This window comes from Rhizobium sp. Leaf384 (genome assembly GCF_001424065.1).
In the GTDB taxonomy this organism is placed as follows: Bacteria; Pseudomonadota; Alphaproteobacteria; order Rhizobiales; family Rhizobiaceae; genus Ferranicluibacter.
On record NZ_LMQE01000010.1, the window covers coordinates 26,805 to 44,461 of the forward strand.

16 protein-coding genes, 1 tRNA gene and 1 pseudogene are annotated in these 17,657 nt (G+C 59.7%); 8 read left to right on the plus strand and 10 right to left on the minus strand.

All coding sequences use genetic code 11. From position 1 onward, the window contains the following. Positions 1-19 precede the first annotated feature (19 nt). Positions 20-319: a hypothetical protein gene (locus ASG25_RS20840; protein ID WP_062478996.1), complete on the plus strand. Its 300-nt coding sequence runs from the start codon at positions 20-22 to the stop codon at positions 317-319. Between the two features lie 112 nt (positions 320-431). After that, positions 432-1,751, plus strand: a complete 1,320-nt coding sequence (locus ASG25_RS20845) for an LLM class flavin-dependent oxidoreductase (RefSeq protein WP_062478999.1) — start codon at positions 432-434, stop codon at positions 1,749-1,751. A gap of 413 nt (positions 1,752-2,164) precedes the next feature. Here ASG25_RS20845 and ASG25_RS20850 read toward each other — a convergent pair. After that, positions 2,165-2,240: transfer RNA gene (locus ASG25_RS20850), tRNA-Ile, on the minus strand. A 510-nt stretch (positions 2,241-2,750) separates the two neighbouring features. On the opposite strand from ASG25_RS20850, the gene ASG25_RS23635 reads away from it, so the two are divergent. After that, on the plus strand, positions 2,751-2,876 hold the full coding sequence (locus tag ASG25_RS23635) for a hypothetical protein (protein WP_280136452.1): 126 nt from the start codon (positions 2,751-2,753) through the stop codon (positions 2,874-2,876). A 57-nt stretch (positions 2,877-2,933) separates the two neighbouring features. Here the strand turns inward: ASG25_RS23635 and ASG25_RS23525 are convergent, their stop codons facing one another. From ASG25_RS23525 to ASG25_RS20860, 3 genes and pseudogenes are all read right to left on the minus strand, one after another. Continuing rightward, complete coding sequence (locus ASG25_RS23525) at positions 2,934-3,137, minus strand: cold-shock protein (RefSeq protein ID WP_062479000.1); 204 nt, start codon at positions 3,135-3,137, stop codon at positions 2,934-2,936. A 204-nt stretch (positions 3,138-3,341) separates the two neighbouring features. Further along, positions 3,342-3,554 (minus strand): annotated as a pseudogene (locus tag ASG25_RS23665) (DNA adenine methylase); the annotation flags it as partial. A gap of 92 nt (positions 3,555-3,646) precedes the next feature. Beyond that, on the minus strand, positions 3,647-4,051 hold the full coding sequence (locus tag ASG25_RS20860; protein WP_062479003.1) for a hypothetical protein: 405 nt from the start codon (positions 4,049-4,051) through the stop codon (positions 3,647-3,649). A gap of 239 nt (positions 4,052-4,290) precedes the next feature. Between ASG25_RS20860 and ASG25_RS23645 the strand changes: the two genes are divergently transcribed. Then, positions 4,291-6,831: a HAMP domain-containing methyl-accepting chemotaxis protein gene (locus ASG25_RS23645; protein ID WP_062479006.1), complete on the plus strand. Its 2,541-nt coding sequence runs from the start codon at positions 4,291-4,293 to the stop codon at positions 6,829-6,831. A gap of 82 nt (positions 6,832-6,913) precedes the next feature. Here the strand turns inward: ASG25_RS23645 and ASG25_RS20870 are convergent, their stop codons facing one another. Together ASG25_RS20870 and ASG25_RS20875 are read right to left on the minus strand one after the other, a co-directional pair. Continuing rightward, complete coding sequence (locus tag ASG25_RS20870) at positions 6,914-8,065, minus strand: gluconeogenesis factor YvcK family protein (protein ID WP_062479009.1); 1,152 nt, start codon at positions 8,063-8,065, stop codon at positions 6,914-6,916. Between the two features lie 72 nt (positions 8,066-8,137). Further along, a complete protein-coding gene (locus tag ASG25_RS20875; protein WP_062479013.1) occupies positions 8,138-9,310 on the minus strand; it encodes an MFS transporter in 1,173 nt (390 codons plus the stop codon). 126 nt (positions 9,311-9,436) lie between these two features. Between ASG25_RS20875 and ASG25_RS20880 the strand changes: the two genes are divergently transcribed. From ASG25_RS20880 to ASG25_RS20890, 3 genes are all read left to right on the plus strand, one after another. After that, on the plus strand, positions 9,437-10,189 hold the full coding sequence (locus ASG25_RS20880) for a DeoR/GlpR family DNA-binding transcription regulator (protein WP_244479470.1): 753 nt from the start codon (positions 9,437-9,439) through the stop codon (positions 10,187-10,189). A 285-nt stretch (positions 10,190-10,474) separates the two neighbouring features. After that, positions 10,475-10,978: a ferritin-like domain-containing protein gene (locus ASG25_RS20885; RefSeq protein ID WP_062479016.1), complete on the plus strand. Its 504-nt coding sequence runs from the start codon at positions 10,475-10,477 to the stop codon at positions 10,976-10,978. 74 nt (positions 10,979-11,052) lie between these two features. Then, the gene (locus tag ASG25_RS20890) at positions 11,053-11,295 is read left to right on the plus strand and encodes a hypothetical protein (RefSeq protein WP_062479018.1); all 243 of its coding nucleotides are present in this window, start codon (positions 11,053-11,055) and stop codon (positions 11,293-11,295) included. Between the two features lie 112 nt (positions 11,296-11,407). On the opposite strand, the gene ASG25_RS20895 is transcribed toward ASG25_RS20890, so the two are convergent. Then, positions 11,408-11,710 carry a hypothetical protein gene (locus ASG25_RS20895; protein WP_062479020.1) on the minus strand — a complete coding sequence of 101 codons (303 nt, stop codon included), beginning with the start codon at positions 11,708-11,710 and terminating at the stop codon, positions 11,408-11,410. Between the two features lie 146 nt (positions 11,711-11,856). Between ASG25_RS20895 and ASG25_RS20900 the strand changes: the two genes are divergently transcribed. Beyond that, positions 11,857-12,567: a Crp/Fnr family transcriptional regulator gene (locus ASG25_RS20900; RefSeq protein WP_062479022.1), complete on the plus strand. Its 711-nt coding sequence runs from the start codon at positions 11,857-11,859 to the stop codon at positions 12,565-12,567. 1,554 nt (positions 12,568-14,121) lie between these two features. On the opposite strand, the gene ASG25_RS20905 is transcribed toward ASG25_RS20900, so the two are convergent. From ASG25_RS20905 to ASG25_RS20915, 3 genes are all read right to left on the minus strand, one after another. After that, complete coding sequence (locus ASG25_RS20905) at positions 14,122-14,460, minus strand: hypothetical protein (protein ID WP_062479025.1); 339 nt, start codon at positions 14,458-14,460, stop codon at positions 14,122-14,124. Between the two features lie 267 nt (positions 14,461-14,727). Next, on the minus strand, positions 14,728-16,638 hold the full coding sequence (locus tag ASG25_RS20910; RefSeq protein WP_062479027.1) for a TniQ family protein: 1,911 nt from the start codon (positions 16,636-16,638) through the stop codon (positions 14,728-14,730). Position 16,639: 1 nt separating this feature from the next. After that, positions 16,640-17,635: a TniB family NTP-binding protein gene (locus ASG25_RS20915; RefSeq protein ID WP_162242213.1), complete on the minus strand. Its 996-nt coding sequence runs from the start codon at positions 17,633-17,635 to the stop codon at positions 16,640-16,642. Positions 17,636-17,657: the final 22 nt, after the last annotated feature.

Genomic DNA, 17,657 nt, shown 5'->3' on the forward strand with positions numbered 1-17,657 from the left:
TCCAGCAGGAGCGAGTGAAATGACAGTCTACTCTATCATCGTCGCTTTGGGCGTCGTTGCGACCGCACTCTTCATCGCCGGTTTCGCAAGGGGTCTGCGCAATGCCATTGCCGAGTACCGGTCCGCGCAACCCGAGCCTAACGAGGTGCCATCCGACACATTCAGTGTCACAGCAGCCATCTCCGTTGTCGCATCGTCGATCGTGATCGCACTGGCCGGGTTCTCGCCGAAGTTCATATACCTCGGGCCATTCCTGGTCCTCGGCACTGCTGCTGCATGTGGATTGGCGTTCTTCCTCGAGAAGCGTGCGAAGCGTTGATTTGAGACCGGGTCTCCGTAGACAAGCAGAACGCTTGGACGGCCACCAGGCGGTCCATTTTCGTTACCGATAGGAACCGGCAGACCGGTTCTAGGACAGGAAAGCAATCTGAATGGCCAAGAAAAAAGCCCATCTTCTGGGATTCATCCAGCATGGCGTCAACAGCCATGCCACCGGCATGTGGCGGCACGAGCGTGACAAGATCGGCTGGAACTTCGCCCGCCCGGAATACTGGCAACATATGGGCCGCACGATGGAGCGCGGATTCTTCGACGCGATGTTCATCGCGGATGAGCTCGCGCCTTACAACACGCACGAAGACAGTTCCGACGCCATCGTGAAATGGGCAGTACAGAGCCCGACACATGAACCTTCGACGATCGTCCCCATCATCACCTCGGCGACGAAGCACCTCGGCGTTGGCGTCACTCTGTCGACCGCGTTCGAACATCCTTACTCGATGTGTAGACGCCTTTCGAGTCTGGACCACCTCTCGAACGGTCGTGTAGCCTGGAACGTGGTGTCCTCATACTCGAAGAGCGAGTGGGACGCGTATGGGCATACGATGACCGAGCGCGGCGGTCGCTACGACCGTCTCGAGGAATACATGGAGCTCTGCTACAAGCTCTGGGACTCCTGGGAGCCCGACGCGATAATCGCCGACAAGGCTTCAGGGATTTACGCGGATCCCGCCAAGGTGCATGTCGTCAATCACGAGGGGACGTTCTACAAATGCCATGCCCGGCATTTCTGCGCGCCCTCTCCCCAGGGTCGCCCCGTTCTCTGGCAGGCGGGCTCTTCCGACCGTGGCCGCGACTTCGCCGCCAAGCACGCCGAGGCGATCTTCGCGGTTCACCCCAACGTCGACCGGATGAAACAGTATGCAGGCGATCTCAACGAGCGCCTAACATCGAAGTACGATCGCCCGGAAGGCTCGGTCAAGCTGATCTACGGCCTCCAGACCGTGGTTGCTGACACGCGCGCCGAGGCGGAGGAGAAGTACGCCCGTATCAAGGAGTGCATACCGCCGGAAGGGGCGCTCGCCTGGATGTCGGGGCACTTCGGACTCGACTTCTCGAAGTTCTCCCCGGACGAGATCGTTCAGAACATCGAAGTCCCCGGCATCCAGGGTCTCTTCGATTCGATCATCTATGCGAAGGGCGGGGCGCCGGTGACCGTCGCGGAAGCGGCGATGATCTACGCACAGGGGATGGGCATGCCTGTCGCGGTCGGGACGGCGAAGGATATAGCCGATCAGATGGAGTTCTACATGGACGAAGGCGGAGCCGATGGCTTCATGCTGGCCGCCACCTACACGCCAGGTTGCTTCGAAGAGTTCGCGGATCTTGTCTCCCCGGAGCTGCAGCGGAGAGGCAGGCTTCGCGATCGGTACACCGGCTCCACGTTGAGAGAGAACCTGCTATCGAACTGAAAGACGCGTATCTAAGATGGACCGGCATTGAGGTGTCGGTTCATCAGCAGTCGAGCCCACGGTACGAGAACCTTAACGGCATCCTGGTTTAGCGTTTTCGTCGATGTCGATCTCGACACACGACGCTTGAGACGTAACGCCCGACCGCGAATCGATGTGGAAACCAGCGTCGAGTATCAGGTCTGCAAGCCTTCCGTCAGCGTAACCATCCAGTCCATTGATAGAACGATCCACGGATGCCTTGCACGCCGTAGATCCATTCCGACCGCCCTTGCGCCTGCTTTGCAAACCTATCGGCACTTTTCACGCAGATCAGTGTGGTTATACGTAAACCTAAGGAACGAAATTAGCTTGCGTGACCATAAGTCCAGGAAAGTTGGCGATTGTCCAGGCTTTATATTGCGACGCAGCAATGGTAGGCCCGGCAGGACTCGAACCTGCAACCAATCGGTTATGAGCCGACGGCTCTAACCATTGAGCTACGGGCCTTCGACGTCATTGTCAGTCGCTTGATGAGCTGTGACATCATGACCTGATCCAGGCAATCTCAGGTCCTTCGTAAGAGCGCTGTAAAACGAGGACGCCTAACCATGGTCTCATCAGGTCACGGTATCGACCGGAGTTACGCCAAAGTCGCGATGATCTATCGCGTATGCGCACGGATAGCTTTCGGAAGCGAATTTGCACCGCAGATGTCCATCCAGAAATCGCGCCGTGCGCCGCTTTAAGAGTCGTTAGGTTTGACGGCCTTGAACGTACGGCGCCTGCATAAGGTGTGAAAGGCCATTCCGAAGACCGGCTTGTTTTTCGCGGGCAAGCTGCCGGTACGGGAGAGTTCCAGGATGGACCGGTACCCGACCCCCACGGAAGGTGCTTGAGCGACGTGGCAACGCTGCAGATATTCGTCGGCGAACCGGGATCGTCGCCGAAGATGTCGGGTGAGGTTTCACCGCTCGTGGGGTAAAGTTCGTCTCCGGGTGCAATCCCGACGACGATGTCGTGACCCTCGAAACACCTGGCGGATCGTCGATAACCTGGGATTTCCGCTCGACCATCGGCATCGAGGAGGATGGGGGTCAAAGCGAACTGCTCTCCGGTTACGGAGAGCAGTTCGGTGCTCACTAGGCCGTCTGCGTCGCGCAGTGTTTGACCGAACAGACGATGCTTAGGCTCGACCTGAGCTCAAAGAACGGAAACGTTTTCCGCCTTGGATTTCCCCGTCTTCCGATCTTCGCCTACCTCGAAGCTGACCTTGTCGCCTTCGCGCAAAGATCCGCCTCTCGAAAGAGCCGAAACATGCACGAACACATCCTGCCCGCCATCCTCCGGAGTGATGAAGCCAAACCCCTTGTCGTCGTTGAAAAATTTCACTTTGCCTACTGCCATGCACGGCCTCCGTTTACTCGTTTGCTTGCATTGCGATACATACTGCGCAGGAGAGCTATCGGAAAGACCGGTTTGACATGAATTGGTCGATAACGCTTGCAGCTTTCGTATGGACGGAGATCCTAGCGACGCCGAGGAGAGAAGATGATCTAGATTTTGATCGGTTGTGCGGTGCGCTACCCTGCGGCCCATCGACTTCATGAGATACCCAACGCTTCCAGAGCCTAAAAACGGGTCCATGGCGCTTGCGAAATCAAGGTCGTCGAAGATCTCGAAGATCCAGGGCAGGAGCCGCTTTTTCGAGCCCATGTACCGTAGTTCCGGATGCTTCGCCGCCTTGATTCGGCATGAAGGGGGAGGCTGGTGCCCTGATCGGGACGACGTTGGCGAAATCGATGGTGTGTGCTGCGGATTCATTCATGCATCGATGGTGTCTGTGTGATGGCGAAAGTGTAAAGCCTCCTTGGATGATGCCCATAGAAAAGCGTGAAACCAGGGTCGGGAGCGCGTTAGCGGAGATAAACCGACCGACAGGCCATGCTAAGCAGCGCCTGGTCTACCTCCGGACTGGCTTGGTACAAGTGGTGGTTCAGCATAACGAGAAGCTTCGGTTTCCTGCTCCGGAAGCTGCTTGCGGCGACACGGCTATGTCGAGTAACGGCGCCGACCGGATGCGACATGGGCTTGGCCCGGTTTCGCCCCCGCCGGTCTGCAGAAAATGGCGAGCGTCCACGCAGGCGCGCGTCGACAAAGCGACCGCCGAACTCATTGCTCCAGTAGATCAGCGTTTCTCCATCGGCGGAAATAGTCAGTCGGCGAATGTTCTGAATGCTGTCGGCAAATGCGGCGAGGTTCTGATTGGTGGGCTGTAGGCTGCAGATCGCGCCAAGCGAGAGATCATGCGCAGATTCCATGACATCCGAAATGGTCTGTTCAGAGTCATTTGGGGATTTCAGAACGCCTCAAGGCACCAACGGCATTATGGTGACACGGGCGCTCGTAGCTACGAAGAAGTTGCCCGAAGCGCTGAATACGTCGTCTTGATTAACTGTTGCTCAATGGAAATCGAAAAATAATGCTTCAGTCCTGCATGATGCTGGTTGTTGCCACCGCTTACACATGACGTTGTCGGGCGGGTCGGCGAAGGGTTTCCATGTCTTTCATCGACCGCCTTTTGCAGGGCCGCCGCATCGTCACCAAGGTTTTGCTGTTCGTCGTTCCCCTGGTGCTTCTGATCGCCGGCGTCGGCGTGGCGGGCTTCTTCACCTCGACGATGCTCAACGGACACATGACGGTGACGCGCGCGACGATCGACAACATCCGGGATTTCGACAATCTTCAAAGCGCTTTCCAGGAAATGACGCAGCGGCCAGACGATGCAACGCTCTCGGCCCTGAAACAGGCCATCAACCGACTGGACAAAGGTGTCGGGGCTCTGAAAAACCTGGTCTCATCTGAAGATCTCCGGCGCATAGATACCGTCGTGAAGCTCGCGCCTGCTATTCAGGTCCACACGGAGTCGCTGTGGACGATCAAGAACGAGCGCGACGCAAACGCCCGCCGAATCGCCGCCAGCCTGACAACCGTCAAGATGATCGCGGCTGACGTGAACCAGAAGCTCGGAAATCTGAACAAGAAATTCGACGGACAGGAAGCCTTCGCAAAGAGCGCCTTGTTCGATTCATTTGCCTATACCTCCGTGGCCGAGCGACTGGCGAGCCTGCGCAGCGCGATCACGAAGGCTGCGTCCGACGACGCGACCATCAAGGCATCGGCCTCTCAGGCGGGTGCCCTGCTGGCCGAGTTCGATGTCGTCAAGCCGTTGGTGGCCGCGAAGGTCATGACCGGGCTCGAACCCGTGCGCGCGGCTGCAGAGCGCCTGCGCGCGGCGGCGGGTGCGCCGGGTCCTGCAGACCCGGCGATCCTTGCACAGACGTTGAAGCGGGAGGCCACCGGTCTCGATCCCCTTCTTTCCGATTTGCAGGCGAAGATTTTGAATTCGTCGGCTGCGGCGGCGGACCGGTTCGTCAAACTCGAACCCGATGTCACGATGCTGCAGCAACTCCTGGCCCAGGTGCAGTCGTCGTTGGCGCTGGTGGATGCCTTGCAACTTCATATCGAGCGTCTCGGCGCGCAGTTGACGGAAGCGGCCCGAGACGTTGTGCTTGCCGATATCGCAGCCTTGCAGGCCTCCAGCCAGAGGGTCGCGGAGCTTGGCAGCAGAAATGCGACGATGAGCGCGTTTGCACAGAAGCTCGAGCCCGAACTGACCGCGCTCAGGACTGCGGCCAACGCCATGCTGGTCATCGAGACGAACTGGAACACCGCACGTACCGCGGCAACCGACACGCTGTCTGCAGGAATGGGCAATCTCCAGAGCTTCATCTCGCAGGCCCAGGAGATCGGCAAAGCCGATAGCGAGCGCTCCGCCCACCTCTCGGTCGTTGCGATGGTGCTTGGCACCATCCTCGCTATCGTCGGCGGCCTGATGCTAGTGGAGACGTTGCGCGGCCCGCTGAAACGGGTGACCGACGTGATGAAGAAGCTTGCCGAGGGGGATCTCGATGTCGGGATCGAAGGTCGTGACCGCGGTGACGAGATCGGCGAAATGGTGCGCTCCGTCGCCGTCTTCCGTGACAACGCCCGTGAAAACATCCGTTTGGAGCAGGAGGCCGCAGCCGTCCGCGCGCGGTCCGACGCCGAAGGCGCGCGTGCAGCTCAGGAGCGGGCGCGGATTGCCGCCGAGCAGGAACACGCTTTGACCGCCCTTTCCGATGTTCTCGCGCGGCTTGCCAACGGCGATCTACAGCAGGGGCTGAGCGAGGATCTTCCGGACGATTTCATCGACATGGCCAAGACATACAACACGGCGACGCAGGCCCTGCGCTCCACGCTGCTCGACGTGCGCACGACGACAAGCGAGATCAGCGACAGCGCCGGCAATCTCTCCGCTTCAGCCGACGATCTCGCGCGCCGCACGGAGCAGCAGGCTGCCGCGCTCGAACAAAGCGCGCGGGCGCTGCGCCACCTTGATACCCTTGTGGGCTCGACCGCCGAAAGCGCCCGAAAGACTGCCGTCGCAGTCAACGAGACCGAGCAATTCGCCGTACGCTCGGGTGATGTCGTGACCCGCGCCATGGGTGCCATGGGCGAAATCAGCGCATCGTCTAACCGGATCGCCACCATTATCGGTGTCATCGACGAGATCGCCTTCCAAACCAATCTCCTCGCGCTCAATGCGGGCGTCGAGGCGGCGCGGGCAGGGGAGGCGGGTCGCGGCTTTGCCGTCGTAGCCCAGGAGGTACGCGAGCTCGCACAGCGCTGCGCGGGCGCGGCGCGGGAAATCAAAGGTCTAATATCGGCCAGTGCCATACAAGTGGAGACCGGCGTCAATCTCGTCGGGGAAACCGGGCGCGCGCTCTCTCTCATCATCGGCCACGTGACCGACGTCCGAAAATTGGTGACCGCGATCTCGTCCGCCACCGGCGAACAGTCTACCGGCATCGGCGACGTCTCCAAAGCCGTCGAGTCCGTCGAGTACATCACCCAGCAGAACGCGGCGATGGTGGAGGAAAACAACGCGGAGATCCACGGGCTGCGTCAACGCGTGGAAATTCTCGTCGACAAGATCGATCGCTTTCGTGTTGAAACTCCGTCGTGGTCCGAAGATAAACGGGCCGGACGCGCTGCCTAGCGTGTGCGCTCCGTTCAGGATCATACCAGCTAGAGTTCCTGCAAGCTTGCGTTCTTCCGTTCAAGCGTCGCACCGGATGTCGTCAGCGCATGGGTGTGACGCTAATCGTATCGTGCCTTAGCAAGCCGAGTATCTGCTCGGCGACCAAGTCTCCGTCATGTTGCCCTCGGTTCCAAACATCCTCGAAGTCATCTTCCACGACGACATAGCCGGTACGTTCCCCGGCCGCGTGGTGCCGAGCGGCGAGGTAGGGAAATCCTGCCACCGATTTATCGCAGGGAGACAGCACCCGGTTCGCCAGGACCTTGAGCGAAGGAACGGCGCCCGTGACGGCTACGCTTCCCCATTTGCCGACGAAGCGGTCCACGAGGTCGACAAGTGTCATCCCCGTCGTCTCTCGGCACTGCAGCACGTTGCCGACGAACAGGACCGGACAGGCGGCGCTCTCCACCGCGCTCACCACACCCCGAACAAGAAGGTGAGGCAGGACGCTGGTGTAGAAACTGCCTGGACCGAAGGCTATAAGATCGGCACTCCGTATGGCCTCGGTAACAACAGGATTGGCGAGTGGTTCTCGCCCGGCCGTGCCGGCGAGTCGAATATCTTCTATCCCGAGTGCTGCGTCTGCTTCGGAAAGCTTGGTCAGGGCGTCCTGAGGCGAGCGGCGTTCGCCGTTCCTGAGGGTGCCCGACAAGATCAGATCGTTTTCCAACGTTGACGGCCAAACATCGCCATGGATGTCGCAGAGCTTCCGAAACACGAAGATCGCCGTGTTGACGTCGCCGTTATGTGCGATGCAGGCACCTGTGAGTATGAAGTTGCCAATGCTGCCGTTCCTGAAGTCGAAGTCGTCCCCTACCGCCGTGGCGAAGGTGTTCAGGTAGTTAATAACGGCGCCCCGCAGACCCGGTTCGATGCGTTGCAATAAAGGATGATTTCCGTCTGCATAAAGCCGGAACTCGGTCCGGGCTGCCTCGGTCCCGGCGGTGCCGGAGACACGGGTGTTGAAGATCCTCACGACGTCGCCGGAACGACGTTCGCCATGAGCCATCGTCATCAACGCCTGCCTGATGTCTCCGACGGACAGGATATTGAGCCTCTCGCGGATAAGCCTGGAGCTGCCGCCACTGTCCCAGGCGGGAACGACCCTCGTCAGGTGGACATCTTTTCGAGCCAGCGCGAGATTGATAGAACGGCAAGCGCTGCCGCCGGAAAACATAACGATGCGCTGCATGAGACCCTGTGCCTTTCGATCTGACCGCCTTGCGTGCGGCGGAAAGAAGCCGCCCGAACTACCTGACCTTCGCTAGCTCCGGTTCCGGCGCGTGAAGGGCCAGCTGACTGACACGAACACCAGACCGGCTGCTACAAAGGTGAAAGCCGCCGCGATACCAAGATGATGGGCGAGGAAACCGATGGCGGCGGGACCTGCGAGTATTCCGGCATACCCGAGGGTCGTGATGGACGAGATGGCGAGGCTTGGCGGCATCAGCGTTTGACGGCCCGCCGCGGTGAAAAGCACAGGCACGATGTTGGCGGCCCCGGCGCCGACGATGAGGAAGCCGAGGTATGCGAGGCTTTGGCTGGGAGCAAAGACCGCGAGCAGGAAACCAGCTGCCGCTATCGCGCCTCCCAACACAACGACCCGCATCCCACCGAAGGTCCTCACGATCCAGTCACCGGACAAACGCCCGGCGGTCATCGCCGCTGCGAAGACGGCATACCCGTACCCGGCGCTCGACTGATCGACGTCATGTCGCTCGATAAGCAGAATCGCGCTCCAGTCGAGAACGGCACCTTCGCTGAGAAACACGAGAAAGCACAACATGCCGATAAAGGCGACGATGCCGCGGGGCAGTACGAACAGCGGCGTGTCCCCCATCTCCTGATTGCCATAAGGAAGGAGACCTCCGATGGACACGATGAGCAGCGCAAGGACGAGGCAGCTAATCGCGCAAGCCGCAATGACAGGCATCCAGCCGGCACCGAGTATGAGGCTTATCCCGCCGGCGCCAACGATCCCTCCGACGCTGAACAGGCCATGGAAACCGGACATCATGTTGCGCCCGCTGTCCTTCTCGACCATGACCGCTTGTATGTTCACGGCGACGTCCACAGCTCCCACGCTCGCACCGAAGATCGCCAGTGCGACGGCGAGGACGGGAACCGTGTCGGCAACAGCAAGGACCGGGAGTGCGCAAGCCGTTGCAAGCGAACTCGCGATAATTACCGCCCGGCAACCGAATCTGTTGGCTAGCATGCCGACCAGCGGCATGGATACGAGCGACCCCAGCCCCAGGCACAGCAACAGGAGGCCGAGCGCGCTCTCGTCAAGGCCGATGCGTTGTTTGGCGACAGGAACCAAAGGCGCCCACGCGGCCATCGCGGACCCCACGACCAGAAACGTCGCACGCGTGGCCCATTGTTCTCGGAACCCCGAGGACCGTCGGGCGGAATTTAGATCATGAGGGGGTGCCATTGATTTACTCGATGAGCCAAGACGTCATTGGCAGCTGGACGAATTGAGGGGAAAGTTCGAGGTCGTGTCACCGCTATGGCACTTTGTGCACAAACGTGCAAGTGTGCATAAACGAGCAGGATGGGTATGATGCTGACTGACGAGCGTCTGGATCGGATACGAGGGCAACTGGCGGCGAACGGGAAAGTTCTCGCGAGCGACTTGGCCGCGCGGTTCCGCGTGTCGGAGGATACGATCCGGAGGGATTTGCGCGAGCTGGCCAAGCTGGGCGAATGCCGGAAGGTTTACGGAGGCGCGCTTCTTCCATCACCCGACCTCGGTTCGCTCCAAATGCGCAGCAACATGCAAAAAAGCAGCAAGCTGGCGTTGGCCAAGACCGCTGCTGGTTTGGTGCGACATGGACAGACGCTGTTTATCGACGCCGGGTCGACAACTCTCGCTGTCGCCCAGGCATTGGATCGATCACATAGGCTTACGATCGTCACCAACGCTCCGGCTATCGCGATCGCACTTGCTGATCATCCGAACTGCACCATTCTCATGTTGGGGGGCATTTATAGTACCGAGAAGGGTGCCTGCCTTGGCTCTCAAGCTGTTCGGGAGGCATCGCGTATTTTCGCGGATCTCTACATCCTGGCTGCCTGCGGCGTCGATACGACAGCCGGAATTACCTCTCTCGACGTGGAAGAAGCGGAGCTGAAGCGGACGATGATCAAACAAGCCAGCCTCGTCCTGGTCGCCGCGACACGCGAGAAGCTTGGCACCACCGCACCGTTCAAGATCGCCGAGGCATCAGACATAGACCACCTTGTCGTGGAGCGCGGTACCTGCGACGAGGCCGCCTTCGAAAAGGAACAGGTCCAGGTGCACAGCGTCTGATCCTCGCAAGCGCTCCCATAGGCGCAGCCTGCCGCAATGCTTCGTCACGCCAGCGCTGCCGCGTGAGCTCCGTATCCGCCGTTCCCCCAACGTAACCGATTTCGACGGGATACAACAGGACGGGGCAGGGCGCGGTACCTGTTCCGTCTGACCCTAAGAGCCGTGCTTTTTCGCAAGCGTCTAACGTAGGGCATTGTTTTCGCGCCAGCGGTCGCATCGCCACGGGACTGGAACCTCTGCGCCTTTCTGAAGTTTACCGTGCCTCACCAATGTAAGGAGCGTCTAATGGCTGAGAAGACCCTTGAAACCCTGTTTCACGACACACTCAAGGACATCTATTTTGCGGAGCGGCAGATATTGAAGGCGCTGCCCAAGATGGCACGCGCCGCCACTTCCGAAGAGGGCAAGGAGGCCCTCCTGAAGCACAGGGACCAGACGGAGGGCCAGATCGAGCGCCTGCAGCAGGTATTCGAACTCATCGGCAAGCCGGCCCGCGGCAAGACCTGCGAAGCGATCCAGGGGATCATCGCCGAGGGCGAGGAAATCATGGACGAATACGTGGGTTCCGTGGCGCTTGACGCCGGCCTCATTTCGTCCGCCCAGGCCGTCGAACACTACGAGATCGCCCGCTACGGCACGCTGAAGAGCTGGGCCGGTCAGCTGGGTCTTGACGAAGCCGTGGCGCTCATCGACGCGAACCTGCAGGAAGAGCTGGAAACCGATCAGCTGTTGACCCAGCTGGGGGAAGCGTCTGCCAACCCGAAGGGCGCCAAAGGGAAGACAGCCTGATCCCCTGTCATCCCGGAGCCGCTTTCGAGCGGCTCCTTCTCCATGTGGACCACTCCCTGACTGGGCTAAAGAACATGCGTTATTATTTCGATTTTACCAACGGGCACGGCCTGGTCCGCGACGATGAAGGTCAGCTTCTCGATAGCCCGTCTCTGGTTGAGCAGGAAGTCAGCCGCATACTGACCGACGTCGCACGCGACGAGTTGCCGGCGACATTCCAGGGCGAAGTGAAGGTGGATGTGCGCGACGAAATGGGCGCCTACATCTACTCCGGCAGCATCGTCTTTGAAAAGCACTGGGTCACTCGTCCGAGTTGAACGACGGCTTATCGCCTGCCGCCACGGCTTTCCAGATGTCGTCGGAGCATCCGGTTAAACTCCTCAATCGGACGCAGCAGACCGGTCGGATGACGGATGTCGAGCGTGAGTATCAGGCCCTGCTCCTGAAGCTCTTCCAGACGCCGCCCACTTCTTCAAAAGACGCGAAAGCCTCAACACGACCGTCAAAAAACGGAAGCGTGAGGAGTTTAGCAGGGGCCCCTTGGAACACGCTGGACTGTTTGTCTGCGTTAGCATTGGCAGCCAGGTTCTGCCGCCCTGCGGCAAAGCCTTCGAGCCAGTTGAGGCGGAGATCCGGCTGGTCATGTTTGTAAGGACAGGAGCCTGCAAAACCACCGCTCGCCTGTCCTTCGATCAGGCCTTCATAGAAGCTGCCGTCCAGATCAATTGCCAACGTGGCAGTCCGTTCTGCTGCTGAAGCCGGAGTGATGGCTGGCTGTCTTAGTCAACTGCAAATCCCGAAAAGGCCGGAGTGGTGGTGCCAACGGCATCCGAGACTTCATCGTCCAACGAACGGGATCTTCCCGGTAGGCTAACAGCTTGTTCAAGGTCCAGGAGCTGCAGGCGAATGGCATCCTTCAGCGCTTGCCAGAAGCAGAGCTGGCCAAGCTGTTGCCCCGGCTTGCTCACGTGCACCTGGACGTCGGAACTCAGCTCGAAACTGCGTTTGAGCCGGTGAAAGACGTTTATTTTCCGCTGAGCTTCATAGCTTCCGTCGTCGCATCGTCGCCAACTGGAAACCGGATCGAGACGGGTCTCATCGGTCCTGAGGGATTTACCGGAACAGGGCTTTCCTTTGGTGATCGCCAATCCCCCTACGAGCTCGTGGTTCAGATGACGGGATCAAGTCTCGTCCTGTCAGCCGACAGTTTCCTCGAGGTTCGGGAAACGTGCCCCGTGCTCGGCCGCATGGCGATGCATTTTGCGCGCTCTCTGAGTATCCAGGTCAGCTTCACCGCGTTGGCCAACGGCCGATACACGATCCAGCAGCGGCTTGCGCGTTGGTTGCTGATGCTTCAGGATCGCAGCAAGGGAAACGATATCGCCATAACGCACGCATATCTATCCGTCATGCTGGGAGTGCGTCGTTCCGGAATCACGGAAGCAATCCACCTGCTTGAAGGCGACCATCTCATCCGGTCGACGCGCGGCAACATTGTGGTGCTTGATCGACAGGCGCTTCTCAGGCTTGCAGACGACGCGTATGGTGTACCGGAAACGGAATACCACAGGCTTATGGGGACGCTCTAAGTACCTGCCTGCGCGCTGGTTTCCTCGCCATTCCGCAGCGGGGACATGGAAGCTGGGCCAGCAAATTGACCCGCTGCCTTCACCATGGTTCCCTTGCTCCACACATCACCGATACCGGTACACACTGGAGGCCGCAGCGATTACCCAGTTAGAAGCGCCGCGGGTACCGCAGCAAGGCCGGGAAATACCCGCGGCAAAGTCCTGCGATGCTCATCGTTACTATTTGAATAGGCCTCTCTGTTTGATCGGAGGAACTTCGAACCTGTACGTGATGAAGTTGTGACTGACTTCGAAGACCTACCAGTGCCGCTCAACATGCATATACGAGGACGGCAGAGATCTCGGCCTGGCAACTTGGGATCCACAGGTTCCCCAGTGAACGGTCATGACGAGCTTGGTCGTCGGATGAGATCGAAGGCCATCTCGAAGATCTTTGCGATAAAGCTTTGTCGGCATGGTCGAGCACAACGAGGTCGGCGTATCTAGAGGGAATGCTTTGCCCTGCGGAGGGCGACGTTGTCATCTGCAGGTGGGCGTTTGCACGGCAATTGATACCGCAAGGGCAGTCGTGCGTTCGATCGGGTTTAGCGGGAAGCCGAGCTCCTTCTGGTGACGACGTACATATGACCCCGAACGTGTCAGGCGCGGCTGTCGCGGCAAAAACCCAACCGGTCAACATCGACTGGAAGGCAAGCGCGAGCGTCAGCAGGATTACTGTTAGTCTGGTCTGATGGTTGTTTGCCGAGGTGACACGCCTTAACCGCATACGCCGACAATGGCAGAAAAGAAGCGGGCTGTCAGGCGCAGGCGATCGGTTTCGAGAGCGGCGGAGATCTTCTGCAAGTTCAGCGGAGAGTAGATTTCGATTGCACTTCGAGCCGGCATTGCGATGGAGTTGGCGATCCTGGTGCGTCGGATCTGCCATGCTGCACCGATGTACCCTGCGGTCGACGGTGCTTCGCTTCGTCGGGCGGTCCGTCAGCGTTATGGTCGGAATATCGACGACTCGGTGTATGCGGCCTCCGCTCAGGCTGTTGCCACATTTCAGTATCTCTGAAGCTGCCGGAGCGGACTGTCCGGATGCAGCACGATCGCCGTCCGGCTTGTGACGAGAGATCGGCTGCATGGTCGAGGTATCGGTGCAGATAGCGATACCGTCGGCAGCCCGAGAGACAGGGCGCGTTCTCCAGCCGTCGAGAGAGCTTGCTTTTATCGTCGGAACCCTGCGCGGCCTACAGGATACTAGAGGGAGCGCAGGGTGTTCGTTCGTTTGAAAACTCCCGACATGCGGTTCGCGGTCGCGAAATCACGGTCGGTTGTCGTCGAGGATTCGAAACCCGGTTCATCGCAGCTAATCGCCGCACTGGGTGTATGCTCGTCGATCAGTTGGGCTTCCCCATAGTCTTCGTCGCTGACAGGCTTACCTCGCGCGTCAGATCCGGTGCAGCAAATGGATCGGCTATCATGGCGAGCGACAACGCGATAGCATCCTTCAGGACGGTGTTCGAAACGGTTCGCCACACGGCGGGGTCACCGATCATGTCCTCGAACGTTTCATAGAAGTGTTGATGTGGTTCGATGTGCCGATGGCCACGCGCGTGGTGGGACGGTCAGTTCGGCAAGCGAAAGGTGGTCGTACGCGTGTTCCGGTAGTTTGCAGGCGACGACGTACAGGTAGAGCGGGTCGCCGAAATCCGTCGTGTGGCAGAAGTAGACCCCGTCGACGCAGACGTCCGGATCGTCTACCAGGCGCATCCCGACCTCTTCACCGAAACGGGCGTAGGAGTTGTCCGGCAACCGGAGTGCGGGAAGCTGCGGAAGCTCGCTACAGGCGATATCGCACAGATCGGGCGACCTGTCGGCCATACCGTACGTTAGGCGGTCGCTCGCCATGAACTTCCCCAAACAAACGGCACTGTACCGGCGAAGCCCAGCCGCGCCTCCAAACCGGTCTCGTCTCTCTTGAGCGGGGTCGGGCTGAAGTTCCGGCTTCCCTCTTGCGTCCTAGCGCTCGGCTCCGGCTGCGCCGAAGCGCGCCCGCACGTGTCCGATAAGGTGCGGATAGATTCTGGGATGCGAAGTGAACGGCTTGGACATGAACCTGAACCGGCCGATATCCGATAAACGACAGCACTTGCGTCTTGTTTAGCAGGTCGCTTTTCACGAACGACGCCGACTGTCTTTTTCTCGAGCGACCCGAGCCACGATTTCGCGGCATTCGGCTCTCCAGTAGATTCTTGTTTCTCCGGCACCCTTTTTCGGGTTCGCATCTGTTTGGAACATTTGTGATACATCGGACCGGTCCAAGATTGACCGCAACTTTGCAGGGGAAACCCGTGCTTCGTAAGCGAGCGAAGGAAGAGACGCGTAGAAGGTTGAAAACTCGTCGACCTTTGCTCTGTGGTAATAGAAACGGGGTCCGTTGAAAGCGCGGCCCGACGCGGCGAAGCCGGTCAGAACGCCGATTTCAAGGAGGCGCCTGACAGTCGCCGCCCGCAGCCTCAAGTGTTTCATGACCTCGTGTTGAGGCAGCACGTTCATCGACAACTCTTCAGCATCTTGTTCCTGCGCCCCAGGTGCCGGAAGCATGTCGAGCATATCCTGACGGCTGACGTAGACGCCTCTGAAGCCGCTCACGTTCCGCCGCCGTACCGCCCTGACCCTTCCGGCCCGGATGCCTGCCCATAGATCGACGGGTTTGAGGCCGGGCCATTCCTGCGCATCTAGGAGCGAACGATAGTCGTGCCCGACGCGGGGAACGGAGTCTAGTGCCGAAATGTCCCCCAAGAGGCTCTCGATGCTTGCGTGGCAGAAACGCCTTTTTCCTGAAGCGGTTTCATGTCCTACAAAGCGTAGGAAACCGGCCGTGCCGAAGTCGACTAGCTGATAGCGGTCGAGGCCAAGGCTGGCAGAGGCGGCTGCTGTTAGATGAGCGGACCTGACCCAGCCGAACAGCCGCTCGAGTTCTTCTGGCGTGATACGGGCGGTCGACGGACGTCCTCCCGGTGCGTCCTTCGCAGGATCCGGGATGAAACCAGATTCCCCAAGCACCCGCGCGACGTATGACGGCGGCACGTCATACCTCAGACTGATGCTGTCGATCGAATCAAAGGGACTGGTGTACACGGCGCCGAGGAACTCCTCGCCGTCGGCGAGACGTAAGGCTCCAAAGGCATCCCGCTGGAAGATATCGAGAAGAGGCTGCCAGTTGGGATCACCCACATGAATGCTCAGCAGGTTATAAAGCGGACCGTATCGCCTCGATTTGCTGACCGTGCCCGTACGTGTAGGGATTGACGCGCGCTGTTCGATACAACGGAACATCGCCGCTTCTCCCTTCGAGATGAGCGCGAACCCCGCCCGCACGAAGTGGTTTTCCTGCCTTGGAGCCCTTTCAAATCTGTAATCGTTCTCGAGGAAATGGCCGAGCTGCTCGCAGAAGTTCACGGCGACGTACAAAGGAACCCTCTCCAGAACGCCCGTCACGAGGTCGAGCCGTGCCATGAGGCGGTCCAATAGGTACCTGTCGAACGCATCGATGCCTGTTCCGGTGCTCCCTTCCGCTTCTGAGCGGATCTTCCCGGCGTTGTCGGAGACGTACCGTGCGAAATCGGGCAGGGAGCGAGCGTTTTCCTTTTCGCCGGTTACCAGACGGCATCCATGACGGTTGCAGGTCCCGATGAGGGTCCATTGCCACCAGAACCGCTGATACGAGCGTGCCCCAACTGGACCGGCGCCGCGTGCAATGTCCTCGGTCACGCAGAGGGGGCAATATCTAGGAAGCTGCCTGCTCAGATGTCTGACCGAGATATCGTGCCCGTTCAACATCACGAAATTTGGCCGGGCGCTGACAGCCTCGCGGAAGTCGCTTTCCGTAAGCCCGGCCATTTCCAGGAGGTAACGCTGACCGGACGAGGCAGGGCGGCGTCCCGACTTCGCCCCTGCCAGCCTGTATAGATCGGCGACCGAGCTCAGGCAGTTGTACGCCGACAGCCTCGAAACGAAGCTTGCGGGTGTCTCGTATTCGCGCACGGGCGGAACGAGCGTGAACGTCGCGATGGTACTGCTCATCTCATCGGACCCCGAATGTCCTCACGTTGCGTTTCGCGGCGGCCTTGTAGGTGTCGCCGCTCACCATGGCATCCGGCAGCTGGATACCCTGCCAGTTGGGGGCGGCGAGGACGTTCAGCGCGTTGTCCCGTTCACCGGACAACATGACGAAGACGTCGGCGAAGTCGTCGTGGGTGACCTCGTCGCGGTCGGAAAGGATGACCGCCTCGCAAGCCAGCCTCGTGAAGCTGACGAGGCTACCGAACTGGTAGTTGGCGGCTTTGAGCAGTCTCGGATAGAAGTCGTCATCGCCAATACCGCTGTGCCGCAGGCCCGCATGCTCCCTGATGATGCCGACGCAGACCTTCTCCACGAGCTCAGCGTCGTCCGTGGGCGAGAGACCCGTTAGCGGGAACGGGAAGGTCCTGCCGCTGAGTTCGGGGTTGGTATCCCTGAAGGCGGTGAGTTGTGGCGTTCCGGACAGGATGATCTGAACGGGCCATGGAGCCCCGATCTGGATGAGCTGCTTGACGGCATCCTGGATGCCGCGGATCTGGATCGCGGTACTGCTGCGCAGAGCGTGCTGGAACTCGTCGATATGAACGAACATGACGCGTCTACGCTCGAACCACTTCATAGCCAGGTCGATCATCTCCGGAACCTTGCCCGCCGCGACTAAGGGAAACCCGCATTTCTTCACGATCGCCGCGATCAGTTCTGCGGGCTTGGCGTTGGGAGGCGCGTCGAGGGAGACGTACGGAAGCATCTCCACATCGGGATTATTCGGGTCGCGGTAGGGCTGGAACGCTGGATGCGCCTCCATGCTCCTGATGAGATGGGTCTTTCCCGACCCGGAGATCCCGGTGATGACGATCCCCGCGAGCTTTTCCGATTCGATCTGCGTGTTCATCATGAGCTTGGCGTAGAGGGCCGCCACTTCGCCGTCCCGCTTCGACTTGATATGGCGGGAACGGAAAGCCTTGATGCGCTCGACCTTCGCAAGGTCGCCCTGGTCCATGTGGGACGCGAACTTGGCCTGC

Coding starts and splice junctions, on each gene's coding strand:
- ASG25_RS23645 (WP_062479006.1), top strand. CDS start 4,291: ATGTCTTTCATCGACCGCCTTTTGCAGGGCCGCCGCATCGTCACCAAG.
- ASG25_RS20910 (WP_062479027.1), bottom strand. CDS start 16,638: ATGAGCAGTACCATCGCGACGTTCACGCTCGTTCCGCCCGTGCGCGAA.
- ASG25_RS23525 (WP_062479000.1), bottom strand. CDS start 3,137: ATGGCAGTAGGCAAAGTGAAATTTTTCAACGACGACAAGGGGTTTGGC.
- ASG25_RS20875 (WP_062479013.1), bottom strand. CDS start 9,310: ATGGCACCCCCTCATGATCTAAATTCCGCCCGACGGTCCTCGGGGTTC.
- ASG25_RS20915 (WP_162242213.1), bottom strand. CDS start 17,635: ATGGACCAGGGCGACCTTGCGAAGGTCGAGCGCATCAAGGCTTTCCGT.
- ASG25_RS20905 (WP_062479025.1), bottom strand. CDS start 14,460: ATGGCGAGCGACCGCCTAACGTACGGTATGGCCGACAGGTCGCCCGAT.
- ASG25_RS20885 (WP_062479016.1), top strand. CDS start 10,475: ATGGCTGAGAAGACCCTTGAAACCCTGTTTCACGACACACTCAAGGAC.
- ASG25_RS20880 (WP_244479470.1), top strand. CDS start 9,437: ATGATGCTGACTGACGAGCGTCTGGATCGGATACGAGGGCAACTGGCG.
- ASG25_RS20840 (WP_062478996.1), top strand. CDS start 20: ATGACAGTCTACTCTATCATCGTCGCTTTGGGCGTCGTTGCGACCGCA.
- ASG25_RS20860 (WP_062479003.1), bottom strand. CDS start 4,051: ATGGAATCTGCGCATGATCTCTCGCTTGGCGCGATCTGCAGCCTACAG.
- ASG25_RS20870 (WP_062479009.1), bottom strand. CDS start 8,065: ATGCAGCGCATCGTTATGTTTTCCGGCGGCAGCGCTTGCCGTTCTATC.
- ASG25_RS20845 (WP_062478999.1), top strand. CDS start 432: ATGGCCAAGAAAAAAGCCCATCTTCTGGGATTCATCCAGCATGGCGTC.
- ASG25_RS20890 (WP_062479018.1), top strand. CDS start 11,053: ATGCGTTATTATTTCGATTTTACCAACGGGCACGGCCTGGTCCGCGAC.